Annotated in this window: 9 protein-coding genes and 2 pseudogenes; 7 read left to right on the forward strand and 4 right to left on the reverse strand. The window is 60.1% G+C overall.

Annotated elements, in window-relative coordinates; translation table 11 throughout:
• Window positions 1–2 precede the first annotated feature (2 nt).
• From BBF94_RS19035 to BBF94_RS19055, 5 genes and pseudogenes are all read left to right on the forward strand, one after another.
• Window positions 3–1,576, forward strand: a pseudogene (locus BBF94_RS19035) (ABC transporter ATP-binding protein).
• Window positions 1,577–1,671: 95 nt separating this feature from the next.
• Complete coding sequence (locus BBF94_RS19040; protein WP_065260521.1) at window positions 1,672–3,087, forward strand: sigma-54 interaction domain-containing protein; 1,416 nt, start codon at window positions 1,672–1,674, stop codon at window positions 3,085–3,087.
• A 274-nt stretch (window positions 3,088–3,361) separates the two neighbouring features.
• Window positions 3,362–4,753, forward strand: coding sequence for a GntP family permease (locus BBF94_RS19045; RefSeq protein WP_065260522.1), 1,392 nt, complete (start codon window positions 3,362–3,364; stop codon window positions 4,751–4,753).
• 7 nt (window positions 4,754–4,760) lie between these two features.
• A complete protein-coding gene (gene hbdH / locus BBF94_RS19050; protein ID WP_065260523.1) occupies window positions 4,761–5,534 on the forward strand; it encodes a 3-hydroxybutyrate dehydrogenase in 774 nt (257 codons plus the stop codon).
• A 63-nt stretch (window positions 5,535–5,597) separates the two neighbouring features.
• Entirely contained in the window at window positions 5,598–7,553 is a 1,956-nt protein-coding gene (locus tag BBF94_RS19055; RefSeq protein WP_065260524.1) for an acetoacetate--CoA ligase, read from the forward strand.
• Between the two features lie 6 nt (window positions 7,554–7,559).
• Here the strand turns inward: BBF94_RS19055 and BBF94_RS19060 are convergent, their stop codons facing one another.
• Window positions 7,560–11,348 (reverse strand): hypothetical protein, encoded by a 3,789-nt coding sequence (locus BBF94_RS19060; RefSeq protein WP_065260525.1) that lies wholly within the window; start codon window positions 11,346–11,348, stop codon window positions 7,560–7,562.
• A 122-nt stretch (window positions 11,349–11,470) separates the two neighbouring features.
• The gene (locus BBF94_RS19065) at window positions 11,471–12,577 is read right to left on the reverse strand and encodes a PilT/PilU family type 4a pilus ATPase (RefSeq protein WP_065260526.1); all 1,107 of its coding nucleotides are present in this window, start codon (window positions 12,575–12,577) and stop codon (window positions 11,471–11,473) included.
• 127 nt (window positions 12,578–12,704) lie between these two features.
• Here BBF94_RS19065 and BBF94_RS19070 point away from each other — a divergent pair, with 127 nt between their 5' ends.
• A complete protein-coding gene (locus tag BBF94_RS19070; protein WP_065260527.1) occupies window positions 12,705–15,242 on the forward strand; it encodes a PAS domain-containing hybrid sensor histidine kinase/response regulator in 2,538 nt (845 codons plus the stop codon).
• A gap of 50 nt (window positions 15,243–15,292) precedes the next feature.
• Window positions 15,293–15,568 (forward strand): peptidylprolyl isomerase, encoded by a 276-nt coding sequence (locus BBF94_RS19075; RefSeq protein ID WP_065260528.1) that lies wholly within the window; start codon window positions 15,293–15,295, stop codon window positions 15,566–15,568.
• A 48-nt stretch (window positions 15,569–15,616) separates the two neighbouring features.
• On the opposite strand, the gene BBF94_RS19080 is transcribed toward BBF94_RS19075, so the two are convergent.
• Both BBF94_RS19080 and BBF94_RS19085 read right to left on the reverse strand, forming a co-directional pair.
• Window positions 15,617–16,552 carry a sugar kinase gene (locus BBF94_RS19080; RefSeq protein WP_065260529.1) on the reverse strand — a complete coding sequence of 312 codons (936 nt, stop codon included), beginning with the start codon at window positions 16,550–16,552 and terminating at the stop codon, window positions 15,617–15,619.
• Window positions 16,552–17,771 (reverse strand): annotated as a pseudogene (locus BBF94_RS19085) (amino acid deaminase). The gene BBF94_RS19080 and the pseudogene BBF94_RS19085 overlap by 1 nt, the downstream one beginning before the upstream one ends.
• Between the last annotated feature and the right edge of the window lie 24 nt (window positions 17,772–17,795).

A 17,795-nucleotide genomic window follows, 5' to 3' on the forward strand; every position in this document is an offset into this window, starting at 1 on the left:
AAATGACTGACAACCTGATCGAAATCCGTGACCTCAGTGTCGCCTTCCATGGCCAGACCGTGGTGCGCAACCTGTGCCTGGACATCCGCCCCGGCGAGTGTCTGGCGCTGGTTGGCGAGTCGGGCTCGGGTAAATCGGTGACGGCCCATTCGATCCTGCAACTGCTCCCGGATAGCGAAGCCCAAACCACCGGCAGTATCCGCTATCGAAGCCAGGAACTGGTCGGTGCCGACCCCAAGACTTTGCGCGACCTGCGGGGCAACCGCATCGCCATGATCTTCCAGGAGCCGATGACCTCGCTCAATCCGTTGCACACCATCGAAAAGCAGATCGGTGAGACCCTGCTGCTGCACCGAGGCATGGGTGGTAAAGAAGCGCAGAAACGTATTCTCGAACTGCTCGAACTGGTGGGCATCCAGAAACCGAAAGACCGGTTGAAGGCTTACCCCCATCAACTGTCCGGCGGCCAGCGGCAACGGGTCATGATCGCGATGGCCCTGGCCTGCGAACCGGAACTGTTGATCGCCGACGAACCGACCACGGCGCTCGACGTCACCGTGCAACGCAAGATCCTGCTGCTGCTCAAGTCCCTGCAACAACGCCTTGGCATGTCGCTGCTGCTGATCAGCCATGACCTCAATCTGGTGCGCAGCATCGCCCAACGGGTGTGCGTGATGAAGGCCGGGGAAATCGTCGAGCAGGCGCCTTGTGAAACCTTGTTCACCGAGCCTAAACATCCTTACAGCTACGTATTGCTCAATGCCGAACCCGAAGGCGAAGCGCTGCCCCGGGACGAACGGGAAAACGTGCTGGAAGTCGACGACCTACGGGTCGATTTCGTGGTCGGTGGCGGACTGTTTCAGCGCAAGCAGTATCTGCGCGCGGTGGACGGCATCAGCCTGAACATCCAGCGCGGCAAGACCCTGGGCATCGTCGGCGAGTCCGGTTCGGGCAAGTCGACGCTGGGTCAGGCGATCCTGCGCCTGCTCGATTCCGAAGGCAGCATCCGTTTTCAGGGCGAGTCCCTCGACGGCCTCAACCAGAAACAGCTGCGCCCATGGCGCCGGCAGATGCAGGTGGTGTTTCAAGACCCGTTCGCAGTCTCAGCCCGCGCATGTCGGTGGCACAGATCATCAGCGAAGGGCTGGAGGTACATTGCCAGTCCACCGCTGACGAGTGCGACGACCAGGTAATCCGCGTGCTCAAGGAAGTCGGCCTCGACCCCGAGAGTCGCCATCGCTACCCCCATGAGTTTTCCGGCGGCCAACGCCAGCGTATTGCGATTGCGCGGGCACTGGTGCTGAAACCTGCGCTGATCCTGCTCGACGAGCCGACTTCGGCGCTGGACCGCACGGTGCAGAAACAAGTGGTCGCCCTGCTCCGCCAGCTTCAGGAAAAACATGGCCTGACCTACCTGTTCATCAGCCACGACCTGGCGGTGGTGCGCGCGCTGGCCCACGACATGATCGTGATCAAGGACGGCAAGGTGGTCGAACGCGGCGCCAGCCATGACGTGTTCGATTCGCCACAGCATCCCTATACCAAAGAGCTGTTGGCGGCGGCGCATCCGGGATAGGCATAATCGGCGCCAACCTTTGAACCGCGCTGCGGCTATCGCCGGCAAGCCAGCGATAGGGCCAGGCCTGGCGCCACACATTCAGGATCAGTCAGATGAACACCACCGAAAGCCTCAAGGATTACCAACGGGTTCGCACGCTGGCGATCCGTTCGTTGTTCGAGATCATCGAGCAATCCAGTGAAGGCACGGTGATTGTCGATCGCGATGCGAATATCGTCTGGATGAACGAGCGCTACGCCCGACGCTTCGGTCTCGACTGCGCCGCAGGCGCCATCGGCAAGCCTTGTGAAAGCGTGATTCCCGGCAGTCTGTTGCGTGAGGTGGTACGCACCGGGCGACCGATTCTGCTGGACATGCAGGACACCCCGAAAGAGCCGCTGGTGGTGATGCGCCTGCCGATTCATGACGATGCCGGCGCGGTGATCGGCGCCATCGGTTTCGCCCTGTTCGACGAATTGCGCACGCTGTCGCCGATGCTCAAGCGCTACCTGAGCATGCAGGAAGAACTGGCCTCGACCCGTTCACTGTTGCGCGCAAGACAGACCCGATACAACTTTGCCCATTTCATCGGCACCAGCGCGGCCAGTCTGGAAGTCAAACGCCGGGCCCGGCGCAGTGCCAGTGCCGAGTCGCCGGTTCTGTTGCTGGGCGAGACCGGCAGTGGCAAGGAGTTGCTGGCGCAAGCCATCCACGGTGCCTCGCCCCGGGCGCACAAGGCGTTCGTCAGCATCAACAGTGCGGCGATTCCCGAAGCGTTGCTCGAAGCGGAGTTCTTCGGTACCGCGCCAGGCGCCTTCACGGGCGCCGACCGCAAGGGCCGCATCGGCAAGTTGCAGGTTGCCCAGGGCGGGACGCTGTTTCTCGACGAAATCGGCGACATGCCGCTGCCGCTGCAAAGCAAATTGCTGCGGGTGTTGCAGGAAAAGGAATTCGAACCCGTAGGCTCCAACGAGGTGATCCAGAGCGATGTACGAGTGATTGCCGCAACCTCGACGGATCTGGAAGCAGCGATCAAGCGTGGCGAATTTCGCGCCGACTTGTACTACCGGCTTAACGTACTGCCGATTCAGGTGCCGCCGCTGCGTGAGCGCCTGGACGATCTGCCGGCGCTCAGCGAAGCGATTCTGGAGGAGTTGCGCAGTCAGCATGAACTCAACCGCGAGGCGCTGGAGCTTCTGGGTCAGCATGCCTGGCCAGGGAATATCCGCGAGTTGCGCAATGTCCTTGAACGCGCGGCGCTGCTCAGTGATGACTTGATGCTCACGGCGGACGACATTCGTTCTGCAATCGGTACGTTCACCCCCGTCGAGCGCGCACTGACGCCCCTGCCAGAACCTGTAACCCACGAGACCTTCAGTCAGGCGCGGGAGCGTTTTGACCGGCAGCTGATTCAGTCGACCCTCGCGCAATGCGGGGGCAAAGTCATTGAAGCCGCTGAGCGACTGGGGCTTGGGCGCTCGACGCTGTACAAGAAGATGATTGCGCTGGGGATAGCCGAATCTCATTGAAGAGACATAAATCTCCATAAAGAGACAAACCAAAAAGCTTCGCGAGCAGGCTCGCTCCCACAGGGAAATGCAAACCAAGGTGGGAGCGAGCCTGCTCGCGAAAGCGTCTACTCAGACACAAAAAATCTCTGAAACGAGACAAACCTCTTTCGCACGTTATACAGTCAAATGTTATTTCTTTATATTTCAATAGCTTAGATAGCTGGCACAGTTCTCGCTAAAGCCCCTCCCGCACCCGTTTCACCCACAAAAATAACAATCGAAGGAGCACACCATGAGTGTGATCATCGCCTTGGCAGCCCTCGCGCTGCTGATGCTCGCAGCCTATCGTGGCTACAGCGTTATCCTTTTTGCTCCGATCGCCGCCCTCGGCGCCGTCCTGCTCACCGACCCGTCCGCCGTCGCCCCGGCCTTTACCGGGGTGTTCATGGAGAAGATGGTCGGCTTCATCAAACTCTACTTTCCCGTGTTCCTGCTCGGCGCCGTGTTCGGCAAGTTGATCGAGCTGTCCGGGTTTTCGCGTTCGATCGTCGCGGCGGCCATTCGCTTGCTCGGTACCCGCCAGGCGATGCTGGTCATCGTGCTGGTCTGCGCCCTGCTCACTTATGGCGGTGTATCGCTGTTCGTCGTCGTGTTTGCGGTCTACCCGTTCGCAGCGGAAATGTTCCGTCAGAGCAGCATCCCCAAGCGCCTGATTCCGGCGACCATCGCCCTCGGGGCGTTTTCGTTCACCATGGACGCCCTGCCCGGCACGCCGCAGATCCAGAACATCATCCCCAGCACCTTCTTCAACACCACAGCGTGGGCGGCGCCGTGGCTGGGTGTGATCGGCACGGTTTTCGTGTTTTGCGCCGGCATGCTGTTTCTCCAGCGCCAGCGCAACAAGGCCCGGCACGCCGGCGAAGGCTACGGCACCGAACTGCGCAACGAACCGGAAACCGCCGAAGACCTGAAACTGCCCAACCCGTGGATTGCTCTGTCTCCGCTGCTGGCGGTGGGCATCATGAACCTGCTGTTCACCCAGTGGATTCCGCAGTGGTACGGCAAGACCCACAGCCTCGCGCTGCCGGGCATGGCCGCGCCGGTCACCACCGAAATCGCCAAACTCACCGCAATCTGGGCGGTGCAAGCCGCTTTGCTGGTGGGCATCCTGATGGTGCTGGCATTCGGTTTCAAAGCGATAAAAAGCAAACTCGCCGATGGCAGCAAAAGCGCAGTCAGCGGTGCATTGCTGGCAGCGATGAACACCGCTTCGGAATACGGTTTCGGCGCAGTCATCGCCTCGTTGCCGGGTTTTCTGGTGCTGGCCGACTGGCTCAAGGGCATCCCGAATCCGCTGGTCAATGAAGCGATCACCGTCACGCTGCTCGCCGGCATCACCGGTTCCGCTTCGGGCGGCATGAGCATCGCCCTGGCGGCGATGTCCGAACAGTTCATCAACGCCGCCCACGCCGCCAACATTCCCCTGGAGGTGCTGCACCGGGTAGCCGCGATGGCCAGCGGTGGCATGGACACCCTGCCGCACAACGGCGCGGTGATCACCTTGCTCGCGGTCACCGGCCTGACCCACCGTGAGGCCTACAAGGACATTTTCTGTATTACGCTGATCAAGACCCTGGCGGTTTTCGTGGTCATCGGCACTTTCTACGCCACTGGCATTGTGTGAGGTATTCATGACGACTCTTACGGGCAAGACCGCACTGGTCACCGGCTCCACCAGCGGCATCGGACTGGGCATTGCGCTCACGCTGGCCAGGGCCGGCGCCAACCTGATACTGAACGGCTTTGGCGATGCCTCGAAGGTGATCGCCGAAGTCGAGCAGTTCGGCGGCAAGGTCGGCCATCACCCGGCAGACGTCAGCAGCCCCGAGCAGATCGCGGACATGATCGCCTACGCCGAGCGCGAATTCGGTGGTGTGGACATTCTGGTCAACAACGCCGGCATTCAGCACGTCGCGACGGTTGAAGAGTTCCCGGTGGAACGCTGGGATTCGATCATCGCCATCAACCTGTCGTCCGTGTTTCACAGTACGCGTTTGAGCCTGCCGGGCATGCGCGCCAAAGGTTGGGGACGGATCATCAACATCGCGTCGGTGCACGGGCTGGTCGGATCCACCGGCAAGGCGGCGTATGTGGCAGCCAAGCATGGCGTGATCGGGCTGACCAAAGTGGTTGGCCTGGAAACCGCCGCCAGCAACATTACCTGCAATGCCATTTGCCCGGGCTGGGTGCTGACGCCGCTGGTGCAGAAGCAGATCGATGATCGTGCGGCCAAAGGTGTCGATCCACAGCAGGCGCAGCACGACTTGCTCGCCGAGAAGCAGCCGTCGCTGGAATTCGTCACCCCTGAACACCTGGGGGAACTGGTGCTGTTCCTGACCGGCGAGGCCGGCAGTCAGGTGCGCGGTGCTGCATGGAACATCGATGGTGGCTGGCTCGCGCAGTAAGCTTGCAACTGATCGCTCCCACCCTGTCGTGGGAGCTTTCTGACAAACAATAAGAGGCAAACCATGTCCGACATCCTCTGGCAGCCCGATGCCAAACGCATTGCCCGGTCCCGCATGGACGGCTTTCGGCGCTTCATCATTCAGCGTCACCACGTACACCTCGATGACTACCCGGCCCTGCATCAATGGTCCATCGACCGGCGTGAAGCGTTCTGGCAGGCGATCGTGGATTTCTTTGATATCTACTTTCATACGCAGCCGGATGCGGTGTTGCGCGAAGGCTTGAAGATGCCTGGTGCCGAGTGGTTTCCCGGCGCTACGTTGAACTTCGCCGAACACCTGCTGAGCCGACGAGACGATGCCATCGCCGTAATCGCCATCGGGGAAAACGGCCAGCGTGAATTGTTGACCTGGGCCGACCTGGCCCGGCAAGTCGCCGGGTTCCAGGCCAGCCTGCAAGCGGCCGGCGTCGTACTCGGCGATCGAGTGGCAGCCTGCATGCCCAACACCTGGCAAACCCTGGTGGCAATGCTGGCGACCACCAGCCTCGGCGCGATCTGGTCCTGCTCTTCGCCTGACTTCGGCACCCATGGCGTGATCGACCGCTTCGGCCAGATCGAACCGAAAGTACTCATCACCTGCGCCGGCTACCGATACGCCGGCAAGGAGATCGACCAGACCGTCAAGATCAATGAAATCCTCGGGCAGCTGCCAACCTTGCAGCAGTTGATCATCGTGCCTTATGCGCGACCTCACGCCCATGCCACGGATTACCGGACATCTGCCAACGTCACGCTGTGGGACGACTTCTATGAACCGGGCGACGAGCCGCAATTCGTCCCGGTGCCGTTCGACCATCCGCTGTACGTGCTGTATTCCAGCGGCACCACCGGCGTGCCGAAGTGCATCGTTCACAGCACCGGCGGCGTGTTGCTGCAACACGTCAAGGAGCACGGGTTGCATGTCGATCTGGGCCCCGGTGATCGACTGTTCTACTACACCACCTGCGGCTGGATGATGTGGAACTGGCTGGTCTCGGCGCTGGCCGTCGGCAGCGCGGTGGTGCTGTATGACGGTTCACCGTTTTATCCGGACAACCAGCGTCTGCTGGAGCTGCTCGATGACGAGCAGGTCAGCGTGTTCGGCACCAGCCCGAAATTCCTCGCGACCCTGGAAAGCAGCGGCATCAAGCCTCGTGAAAGTCATGACTTGAGCCACCTGAAGACCCTGCTCTGCACCGGTTCTGCGTTGTCGCCGCAGAGTTACGACTTCGTCTATCGCGACTTCAAACCGGATGTCTGCCTGTCCTCGATGTCCGGCGGCACGGACATCGTGTCCTGTTTCGTCAACGGCAACCCGATGTCGGCGGTACGCCGGGGCGAGATCATGGGCAAGAGCCTGGCCATGGCGGTGGAAGTGTGGAATGACGCCGGGCATCCCGTGATTGGCGAAAAGGGCGAACTGGTGTGTACCCGAGCCTTTCCGGCCATGCCCTTCGGCCTCTGGAACGATCCTGATGGCGAGAAACTGCGAAAATCCTATTTCAGCCAGTTTCCGGGCGTCTGGGCCCAGGGCGACTACGCCGAAGAGCTGCCCCACGGCGGCATGCTGATCCACGGCCGTTCCGACGCCGTGCTCAATCCCGGCGGCGTGCGCATCGGTACGGCGGAGATCTACCGTCAGGTGGAAAAAGTCCCGCAAGTGCTGGACTGTGTCGCCATCGGCCAACGTTGGCAGGATGACGTGCGGGTGGTGCTGTTTGTGCGCCTCAAGGAAGGCGTAACGCTGGATGACGTTCTGCAGCAGCAGATCCGCCAGGTCATCCGGGCCAACACCACGCCGCGACATGTGCCCGCCAGGATTGTCGCCGTCACGGACATTCCGCGCACCATCAGCGGCAAGGTCGTGGAACTGGCGGTGCGCAATGTGGTGCATGGCGAGCCGGTCAAGAACACCGATGCCCTGGCCAATCCCGAAGCGCTGGAGCAATTTCGGGACCGGCCGGAACTGGCGAACTGAACGGGCTTATGCGGTCTTGTTCAAGGTGATCAACACCGGACCGTTGATCGCCTTGTCGCCCTGATTCGCGACAGCGGCCAATGCGGCCGCATTGCTGTCATGGCTGGTTTTGTCGGTCAGCAGTTGGCTCAGCAGCGAAGTGGCGACGGCCAGGGAATCGGCGTTTTCGAAGGCCTTCGATGCTTCGTGAAACCGGCTCGACGCTTGCTCCGGCATGACCGCTTGCCGGCCGATGGCCAGATTCAGCAGCGGCGCCACGTCAAGCACCTGAGCGGTGGCGCCGTCACCCGCCTTGTCGATGGCATAGCAGACGTCGTCTGTGCGCGCGGCGCCGTGGAGCATCTCATGGATCAAGTCATCCGCTACGACGTCGTGGTTGTAACCATGCTGGATGAAGTGCCGGTTGAGGCCTCGGGTGTGGATTTCGATAAAGGCAAGATTGCTTCGCTGTTCTGCGCCCGACACGATCCATCGCTGATAGATCTCTCGATTGAAGGCCGCAATATGGCCGATATCCTTGTAGGCATCGAGGATGAAATTGCTCAGCGAAAAGCCATCGAAATCGGTCCTGATCAGCTTCAGGTACTTCAATACCCGATCACGTGCGTCCTGCGAGTCGTCCCCCAGAAACATCTTGATGATGAAATTCCGTTCCTGAGTGAAGTCCTGTCCGCTCAAGGCATCGATCGCGTTTTCCACCTTCGTTTTCACCCGGGACAGACTGTGCTGCAGCACATGCCGGCTATAACTGAGCGGTAGCGTCTTATCAAATCGAGCCGCGATGAACGGTGCATCGACGCTGAAATTGTTCAGCTTCGGCCCCCAGGTCCTGCCTGTGCGGTCGAGGGCATACCAGTGAAAATCCTCTCGCGCCGCCAGTACGGTCAGCGTATCGGCGCTTCCCGGATGTGGACGCCAGGTGCCCTGGACAACGTTCGAGGGATTGCCGAGACGTCGGGCGGGTACGCCCTTCAGATGCCCCAGCTGCGCCTTCGCCACTGCAAGGACTTGCTGAGCTTCACGGCTCAGACGCAGTCCTCCCCTGTAAACCAGTTTTCCCGTCCCTCGCACTATCGACGGAATGTCGTCCAGCGGATTGAAAATGGAAACGCCCGTGCCGACGATGAGTCTGGCCAGACCGGCGAGCGCCGAGGATGTGCGGCTCGCCCTTGTCACGATGGACACCACTTTGGCCCCCGCACCGGCGAACATTCCCACGAGTGCGATGGCATCCATCGCGCAACCATAAATACCGTCCACCACCGGGTTGTGTTCACCGGAAGTCAGATCCTGGACGCACTTTTTGAACGGTACCGCCAGGTCCACGATATAGGTGGCCACCCGTTCGCCCTTCTCCCGCTCCAGTTCCAGTGTCGTAGGCCGGATCGCAGCCGCTTCAAGCTGATCGAAAGTCATCAACGGGTGATGGGACACAATCAACTGAGCAATACGAGCCAGTTGCGGCGCCCCGTAATTGCGATATTCGCTTCGCAGCGGGCTGGATTCCGACAAGGGTCGAGCCAGCGTTGCCAGCTTGTCGATGATCGCCAGGCTGCAGCTGACCCTGAAGTCATTCGCGACCCCTTCGACGTAGCATTTGAGATTGATCGGCAGGCGTTCTTCAGGTGTGAAAGGCACATGCGCCCTCCTGTCACCACTGAAGTCCACTCGCGCCGCCAAATCGAGCTTGCCGGAATTGACGATCAGTTTTCCGAGTTCATCGTTGCGATGGATCTCGCCGCGCAGCGTGAACACTTCATGGCAACTGATCCGTCCTCGGTACGAGACACACATTACGATACCGAAACGCCCCGTTGCCGCATCCTTGCCCTCTTGACTCTCCACCGGTTCCTCGCGGACCAGAGGTCCTCCGATCGGCGTGGTGCGAGTGATGAGGGCCGACTTTCGAAGGGTGAAGAACGTGATCTCACCGTTCAGGATTCCTTGCAGTTCAAAGGAAGAAAGCCTGGCCAGCGACCACTTGAGAGTGGTCGCGAGCGCCCTGTTCATTTCGCCGAGATAAACATGCAGTTGACGGTGAAATTCAACCTTGTTTGCCGGCATCTTCAGTATTTCCGGATAACGGCTGTAAATGCTCATGACGGCAGGATCGTGAAGAACCGGTTGGCGGTGACCGCTGATCCCGGACAGAAGATCCGGAGCAGTACTGTCGGGAAAAACCGCGCGAAAATCCCACTCCTGCTTCAGCAGATCGCCGGACATGTGCAAATCGACCATCGACATCACGGCAGGTGAAGCGTAAAGGCCCGGGCGCTGCACCAATAATGGCGACTCGAGGAAATCACAGTCCGGTGCAGCCTGCCGCAGGGCGCCAAGGGCGATGCTTTTGCGATCAGGCAACGGCATGGCATACGCACGGCTGACCTGCGCGAAGTCCTCCACAAACCGCTGGTAAGCCTGCAGGGCTTTCTGCGTGCCCGCCTGTTCGGCATTGCGCAATTCATCAGGGTCCACGATGCCGTTCATCAATGCCCAGTCCACGATCGGATCGATCAGGGCCACGGTGTGCAAATCCGCCAACGCCTGACTGACAGGCTCCAACTGCGCGAAACTCATGATTTGCGCATAGGTCATCACACGCGCAGCGCCCTGAACGACAGCCTCGACCAGCGCGACGGCGCGGCAGAAGTTCACCCACTCCAGCGAACCGATCAGCACATTGCCTGGCACCTGCCTGACCAGAAACTCGGGAGCGACCGCTGCCAATACCAGATGAATCGCCAGGGGCGCCGTGTCGTGGGATGCCCAGCGATTGCTGACCATATGCGCACGCAAACCTTCGAGCGCGATGGCAGGCGGCCTGCCCAGGTACTCCCTGGCGTATACCTCGTAACTTCCGACAGATTTTCGGCCTTGAACTGTCCCGATCAAAGGATTGATATCCAGCAATATCGCAGTAAGGAGTGCTTGCTCAAGTTGCTGTGGCGCCATGACCTGACCGGGTTCCGCTCCGAACCAGGCTTGCAGCTCTACATACTTTTCTGCGTAATTTCGGGAAATCGGATGACTGAGCAGCTTTTTGATAACGGCAGCCGCATTGTCATGTAGTGCAATATCTGAACGCGTCTTGCGAAAAAGACTTTCGAGTAACCGCTCGTCATCCCCTGTCAGTTCACGTGTGACATCTTTAATGGATTGCCGCTGATCCGATGACAAAACAAACAATGCAGGATCATCGTTGACGATCTGCCCCCAGTAATTCCCGAGATCGTCCACCGTTGGAAACTCAAATTCGAAACAGGCCAACAGATTTTTGACCTGATCAACGGTTTTCGGCACATCGAAACCATGAAAACGCAGCCATTGATCTATGACAATCGCATCATCCAGCCAAACGTAGCCGCCTGAAGTTCTGGCAATGTCGACAATGACCGGCAGCACTTCCTGTCCCTGGGTAAAGTGCCTGAAATATCCACGCTGCACGAAATCCAGCCAACCGATATCACTCCAGACTTCAAGCTTGCCGTCCGCACCGACACAAATGAGCGCGTCCTGTTCAATACCGTTCTGGGTCAACGCACTTCTCATGGCCACCGTGTCCATCAGCTTCGACAGCAGTTTCTGTCCAGGTCTGTGGATCCTGTAAAGCGATGAGCCTTGCTGCAACTCGATCTGATAGTCCCACCATGCGATCGGTGTCTCGGCCGGTGGCGCCTGAAGCCACCGTTTGAGTTCAATCATGACCAGCTCACGCTCTTTCAGATCAAACTCGTGCTGCCGATCATTCTGATCAACGGCATATTTATTAAACTTCCCTGCCCATACAACACTCATAAAACACCTTGATTAAATCAGCCTGCCAATTCAGGACACGCGCAACCTAAACGCCCGAACGTCGGCAATCCAGCAGGTCTGTATTAATTAAAGTTTCCAGGCAAGGACTTTGATGAGAAAACTCAGATCAGCCCCCAATCCTCCGAATCTCCTTCGGCTTTATCATCCTGTTGAAGTTTAAGTTTCAGGCGTAACTTGAGATTGTTTATTGAGTCAGCGTTTTTCAGCGCTTCCTCTTCACTTAAAACACCTTCGACCACCAACTTGAACAGTGCCTCGTCAAAGGTCTGCATCCCGAGTTCAGCCGACTTTTCCATGATGTTCTTGAGGTCAGCCAACTCGTTGCGTCGAATGAGGTCGGCGATGGTCGCAGTGCCCAGCATCACTTCCACTGCCGCCCGGCGCTGGCCATCCAGGGTTCGCACCAGCCGTTGAGATACAAACGCCTTCAAGTGATTGCCCAGAGCATGAAGCAACTGCGGACGCCGCTCCTCGGAAAAGAAATTGATGATCCGGTCCAGCGCCTGGTTGGCGTTGTTGGCGTGCAACGTCGACAACACCAGATGCCCGGTTTCGGCAAACGAAAGCGCATGCTCCATGGTTTCGCGGTCGCGGATTTCACCGATCAGGACCACATCCGGCGCCTGGCGCAGGGTGTTTTTCAGCGCGGCATGAAAACTGCGGGTGTCGACACCGACTTCGCGCTGATTGATGATCGACTTCTTGTGGCGATGGATATACTCGATCGGGTCTTCGATCGTGACGATGTGTCCGCTGCTATGGCGATTGCGATGATCGATCAGTGCGGCCAGGGATGTGGACTTGCCCGAGTCGGTGGCACCGACGAACAGGATCAGGCCCTGCTTGAGCATGACCGTTTCAAGCAATACCGAGGGGAGTTTGAGGTCTTCGAAGCGCGGGATCTCCAGTTTGACGTTACGGATCACGATCGAAACATCGTTACGCTGCTTGAAAATGTTCACCCGGAACCGGCCGATCCCGGTACGGGAAATCGCCAGGTTCATTTCCAGGTCCCGGTCGAATTCCCGTTGCTGCTCGACGTCCATCAAGGAAGCGGCGACGATGGCTACCTCGCCGGGTTTGAACGGCTGTTCGCTCAATGGCGTCAGCACACCTTCGAACCGTGCACTGGGCGGCGCCCCCGTGGACAGGAACAGATCCGAGCCGTGCCGGCTCGACAGTTGTTTGAGCAGTGCGTCGATTTCCATGGCCAGTTACACCTGCGAAGCTTTCAAGGAACACAAGACCGTGCGTCGTGACGCGACGGGCCTTACGGCGTCTACCGCACTAGGATAGTAGACGCCGCTTCACCGACCGACGCTCAGGATTGATGTGATGAACGCTGTACCGAACACCCACGACGCCCAGGCATTGATTACCCGCACCGACTGGAGTCGCAGCCCGCTCGGACACGCCGACACCTGGCCGCAGAGCCTGCGCACTGCGGTGGACATCGTGCTTCATTCGCCGATGCCGATGCTGTTGTTGTGGGGCCCGCAACTCACCCAGATCTACAACGACGGTTTTGCGCTACTGGCCGGCAGCAAGCATCCTCACGCTTTCGGACAACCGGCACACCAGATATGGCCGGAACTTCGGGATTTTACCGACCCGATTTACAGCGCCGTCCTGCAGGGCCAGGTCAGAACCTACAGCGAGCGACGCTTCACCCTGCAACGGGACGGCAAGGATTCCGACTTCTGGCTGGACCTGACCTACAGTCCGATTCGCGATGAAAGCGCTCAAGTGGCGGGGATTCTGGTCACCGCCATCGAAACCAATGAGCGCCGGCGCATTGCCCTGGAACTCAAACAACGTTCGGAAGACAGTCTCAAGGCGCAGAAAGAAACCGAAGAGCGCTTGCAACTGGCGCTGGCGGCCACCGATGCGGTCGGCACCTGGGATTGGGACATCGGCGAAGACCATTTCATCGCCGACGCGCATTTCGCCCAGTTGCACGGTGTCGACCCGGCAATGGCCCGCCAGTTGCCGATCAGTGAATACCTGCACGGCGTGCACCCCGAAGACCGCACGCTGATTGCACGCAGCATCAAACATTGCATCACCCACGGCACCGAATACGCCGAGGAATACCGCCTGTTGCAAGCCAATGGCGAAGTGCGTTGGGTTTTTGCCCGGGGCCGCTGCTACAAGGATCATCATGGGCGGCCAATGCGTTTCCTCGGCGCGGCACTGGACCTGACCGAGCGCAAACACACCGAACAGGCCCTGCGCCAGAGCCAGACCGAATTGCAACTGATCATTAACGCGATGCCGATCCTGATCAGTTACGTCGACCGCGAAGAACGCTTTCGCCTGAACAACGCCGCCTACCTGGACTGGTACGGGCTCACGCCTCAAGAGCTGTGCGGTCGCACGATTCGCGAGGTGATCGGCGAAGAGGCCTATTTCCTGCGGGCACCGTACATTGCAGAGGCCCTGGCCGGCCGGCCCTGCTCGTTCAGCCTGTACACGCCCCATCGCGATGGCAGTCAGCGCCATGCCCTGATGAACTACCTGCCGCGCCATGGTCCGGACGGAGCCGTGAACGGTTTCTACATTTTCGTGATCGACGAAACCGAGCGCAAAAAGACCGAAGAAGCCTTGCGCAACCTCAATGAAACCCTTGAGGAACGCGTCAGTGCGCGCACCGAGCAACTGGCCCGGGCCAACCAGCGTCTGCAGAACGAGATGTTCGAACGCGAGCGCGCCGAAGATGCCCTGCGCCACGCGCAGAAAATGGAAGCGGTCGGCCAGCTCACAGGAGGCATCGCGCACGACTTCAACAACATGTTGACCGGAATCATCGGCAGTCTTGACCTGATGCAGCGCTACATCGCCAGTGGTCGCACCGATGAAATCGGTCGATTCACCGAAGCGGCGGTCTCCTCCGCCAACCGTGCCGCGGCATTGACCCACCGCCTGCTGGCGTTCTCCCGGCGCCAGTCGCTGGATCGCAAGACGATCGATGTCAACGAATTGATTCATTCGCTGGAGGATCTGATCCGCCGCACCAAGGGCGACCCCATAGCGCTCAAGTTGCGCCTCGCCGACGGTCTCTGGCCTGTCAGCACCGATGTCAGCCAGCTGGAAAACGCATTGTTGAATCTGGTAATCAACGCCCGGGATGCGATGCCCCACGGTGGCGAACTGCTGATCGAAACCGCGAATATCTATCTCGACGGTAACGACATCACCACGCTGGAACCGGTCAAGGCCGGTGATTACCTGATGCTCGCCGTCAGCGACAACGGCACCGGCATGACGCCGTCGGTGCGCTCCAAGGCATTCGATCCGTTCTTCACCACCAAGCCGATCGGTCAGGGGACCGGTCTCGGTTTGTCGATGATTTACGGTTTTGCCCAGCAATCCGGAGGGCACGTAAGCCTGGACAGCCTGCCAGGTCAGGGCACCTGCGTGCGCCTGTATTTGCCCCGCCTTCATTCAATCGTGGCGGAACAGGCCGAGACGGCACCGGAAGCGGAGGCAGCCGTCGTCGCTACCGGTGAAGCGGTGGTTGTGGTCGAAGACGATCCTGCCGTGCGTATGCTGGTGCTGGATCTGCTCAAGGAGCTGGGTTACTGCGCCCACGAGGCCGAAGATGCCGCGAGCGCCCTGCCCCTGCTGGAATCCGATCTGCGGGTTGACCTGCTGGTGACCGACGTCGGCCTGCCAGGCATGAACGGGCGGCAATTGGCGGAGATTGCGCGCCAGCATCGCCCAGGACTCAAAGTGTTGTTCATGACCGGTTATGCGCAGAACGCCGCCGAACGCCAGGGTTTTCTTGAAGACGGCATGGACATGGTGGCCAAGCCCTTCTCCATCGAACAGCTGGCGGCCAAGATCCGCACGATGCTCAGCCAAACCCCGTGACTTGAGGCATAATCCGCGCCCCGCCGTCACCCCGCTACAGGTATTGCACAATGAAAGCCCAAGCCCGCCACATCCTGGTCAAGACTGCCGATGAGGCTGAAAAACTCAAACAGCGCATCGCCAACGGTGAAGCGTTCGATGTGCTGGCGAAGAAATTTTCGACCTGCCCGTCCGGCAAGCGCGGCGGCGATTTGGGTGAGGTACGTCCCGGGCAAATGGTCGGTGCGATCGACGCAGTGATCTTCAAGAAACCGCTGCGCACGGTGCACGGGCCGATCAAGAGCAAGTTCGGCTATCACCTGGTGCAGGTGTTTTTTCGCGATTGATCCAGTGCCCCGAAGGTGCTGCGTCAGCAGCGCCTTCGGAGATCGGATTTACTCCTTGGGGATCAGTGCTCCAGGAACCTGGATTACCCGACTTGCCAATCGATGACCGGCGTGTGCCGCCTGTGCCGGGCTGGCGCCGGACAAGCGACTGGCCAGATACGCGGCGCTGAACGAATCCCCCGCTGCCGTGGTGTCCACCACCTTCTCGACCCTCTGTGCCGGCACTTCGAACGCTTCCCCGTCGCAACGGATCAGACAGGCTTCGGCGCCGCGTTTGAGCACCACTTCCGGCGTGCCGATCTGCGCGTAATCTTCAAACACGGCGTCACAGTCTTCGAAATGGAACAGCGCCTGTTCGTCGTCCACCGTCAGCAACGCCAGATCGACATAAGGCAGCACGCTGCGATACGCCGCCCGCGCCTCTTCCACCGAGGCCCACAGCCGTGGCCGGTAATTGTTGTCGAAAACGATCCGCGCATCGCGCTGGCGGGCCTCAATCAAGGTCTCGATCAGCTTTTCCCGACCCAACGCACCGAGTACCGCAAGCGTGATACCACTGAAATACAACACGTCGTAGTCCGGCAGCGCCGCCAGGATCGGCGCGGCCGCCGAAGTCGTAAAACAGTCGCGAACGGCCGCCTCGTTGCGCCAGTACAGAAAACGCCGCTCCCCGGCGGCATCGGTCTGGATGCAATACAGCCCCGGCAGGCGACCGGGCAAGCGCTGAACGAGATCCAGACCGATGTTTTCGTCGGCCCAACTGCGGCACATGGCGTCACTGAAACTGTCATCGCCCAGCGCGGTGACGTAATCCACCTGCGCCTTGTCGCCCATGGCGCGAGACAGATAGACCGCCGTGTTCAGCGTGTCGCCGCCGAAGCTCTGTTGCAGGCTGCCGTCGGCACGTTGCTGAAGCTCGATCATGCACTCGCCGATCAGGGCGATGCGCGGGGTGTTCGGACCCAAAGGACTGAGCGCGTTCATCAGAAGCAGGTTTCCATGGTTTCGATCACCGACAACTGCTCGTCCACCAGCAGCCCCACGCGCCATTTATCGAAGGTCAGGCACGGGTGCGAGGTGCCGAAGGAAATGATGTCGCCGACGCGCAATTGCACACCCGGTGCCACGGTCATGAACGCATGCTGGTCCATCACCGCAGTCACCTTGCAGGCACCTACATCATCGCCTACCGCGGGCACCACCCCCGCCTTGTAACGCCGCAAAGGCACCGGCATCCCGGCATCGAAGGCCACGTCACGCTTGCCCAGAGCAATCACCGCGAATCCCGGCTCCGGCATCGACTGCACGTGGGCCCAGATTTCCAGTGCCGGACGCAGGCCTTCGTGCAGATCGCTGCGACGGTCGAGCACGCAGCACTGCGCCTCTTTGTAGATGCCATGGTCATGGGCCACGTAACTGCCCGGACGCAGCACGCTGAGGAAGCGCCCGCCCGCGTTCTGCGCTTCGAACGATTCGGCGATCAGGTCGTACCACGCCGAACCCGACGCCGTGATGATCGGCCTGGCGATGGCGAAGGCGCCGCTGTCTTGCAACTGCACCGCCAGGCGCACCAGCGAGGCCGCGAATTCACGGATGCCGCTGACGGCGTGATCGCCATGGATCACGCCTTCGTAACCTTCGATACCGGTCAGGGCCAGCGACGGTTGCGCGCCGATGGCCTTGGCCAGTTCGATGATTTCCTGCTCGGTACGGCAACCGCAACGGCCGCCGACCACGCCGTACTCGATCATCACGTTCAGGCGCACACCGCGCGATGCGAAATAAGCGCCCAGATCGGCGACATTGTCCTGATGGTCGACCATGCAATAGAAGTCAAAGCCTGGATCGGCCGCCAGCAGATCGGCAATCAACGCCATGTTCGGTGTACCGACCAGTTGATTGGCCATCAACACCCGGCGCACGCCGTGGGCATAGGCGGCGCGGGTCTGCGTGGCGCTGGCCAGGGTGATGCCCCAGGCACCGGCGTCGAGCTGACGACGAAACAGCGCCGGGGTCATGCTGGTCTTGCCATGAGGCGCCAGCTCGGCGCGCTGTCGCTGACGAATGTCTGCATCCAGCGGATATTGTGCTCCAGCGCCTCGCGATGCAGCACCAGCGCCGGCAGGCTGATGTCACGCACCAGTTGCGCACCGAGGACAGCGTCGCCCTTTTCCACGGCAGCAGTGTTGTTGGCAGTCGTCATGGTCGAACTCCTCACAGTCGCGCC

Source organism: Pseudomonas bananamidigenes (assembly GCF_001679645.1).
GTDB classification, from domain to species: domain Bacteria; phylum Pseudomonadota; class Gammaproteobacteria; order Pseudomonadales; family Pseudomonadaceae; genus Aquipseudomonas; species Aquipseudomonas bananamidigenes.